The 1,220-nt window shown below is 63.6% G+C and carries 1 protein-coding gene and 1 other annotated feature; the gene reads right to left on the bottom strand.

The genetic code is table 11. The features are described 5' to 3' along the window. A protein-coding gene (locus tag C8D77_RS37210; RefSeq protein WP_109672959.1) for an IS3 family transposase occupies nucleotides 1-1,170 on the bottom strand; the annotation gives its coding sequence in 2 pieces (ribosomal slippage) (nucleotides 1-879 and nucleotides 879-1,170; 1,171 coding nt annotated over the 2 pieces). This gene is flagged as partial in the annotation. After that, nucleotides 770-886: a sequence feature (AL1L pseudoknot), on the bottom strand. Its footprint overlaps the gene before it by 117 nt. Nucleotides 1,171-1,220 lie beyond the last annotated feature (50 nt).

Here is a 1,220-nt window from a genome sequence, read left to right as displayed (position 1 = left end):
GGATGTTGCCGATGGGCTCCAGCAGCCGGCGATTATTGAACCAGTCGACCCATTCGAGCGTAGCGAACTCGACGGCTTCGAAGTTACGCCATGGTCCGCGTCGATGGATCACCTCGGCCTTGTAAAGACCGTTGATCGTTTCGGCGAGAGCATTGTCGTAGCTGTCGCCGACGCTGCCTACCGAAGGCTCGACGCCGGCCTCCGCCAGGCGCTCGGTATATCGAATGCTGACATATTGGCTGCCTCTATCGCTATGGTGGACCAGCCCGCCGCGGTGGATCGGCCGCCGATCATGGAGTGCCTGTTCCAGAGCGTCCAGGACGAAGCTCGCATGCGCCGTCCGGCTCACCCGCCAGCCAACGATCCGGCGGGCATAGGTGTCGATGACAAAGGCGACATAGACGAAGCCCGTCCAGGTCGCGACGTAGGTGAAGTCGGAGACCCACAGCATGTTCGGCGCCGGGGCATGGAACTGGCGATTAACGTGATCGAGAGGGCAAGGTGCGGCCTTGTCGCTCACCGTGGTGCGGATCGGCTTGCCGCGGATGATGCCCTCAAGACCCATGGCCCTCATCAGGCGGGCAACCGTGCAGCGGGCGACGTCGAAGCCCTCGCGCTGCAACTGCCGCCAGACCTTGCGAACGCCGTAGACGCGGAAGTTGGCCTCGAACACGCGTCGGACCTCATCCTTCAAGGCCTCATCCCGCTTCGCCCGAGCCGACAGCCGGGAGGGATCGATGCGCTTGGCGACATGGTCGTGGTAGGTCGACGGGGCGATCGGCAGCACCTTGCAGATCGGCTCGACCCCATGCGCCTGGCGGTGATCGTCGATGAACGCGATCATGGCTTGAACCGGCGGTCGAGCTCCGCCTGGGCAAAATACGCGGAAGCCTTGCGAAGGATCTCGTTGGCCTGGCGAAGCTCGCGGTTCTCGCGCTCCAAGGCCTTGAGTTTCGTTGCCACATCCGTAGGCACACCGGCGCGCACGCCACTGTCGCGCTCGGCCTTCTTCACCCACTCATGCAGCGTCTGCGCCGTGCAGCCGATCTTGGCCGCGATCGACAAGACCGCAGCCCAGCGCGAGGGGTGTTCATGCTCGTGATCCAGAACCAGCCGCACCGCACGGGTCCGGACTTCGGGAGAGAACTTGTTGGTCGTCTTGCTTGTCATGGCTCCACCTTCTCAGGAATTGGAGCCTCCGATCAACCCGGTGCGGTTCA

Source organism: Mesorhizobium loti (genome assembly GCF_003148495.1).
In the GTDB taxonomy this organism is placed as follows: domain Bacteria; phylum Pseudomonadota; class Alphaproteobacteria; order Rhizobiales; family Rhizobiaceae; genus Mesorhizobium; species Mesorhizobium loti.
Note: the sequence above shows the minus strand (reverse complement) of the source record. Positions and strands in the feature narration are given on the sequence as shown.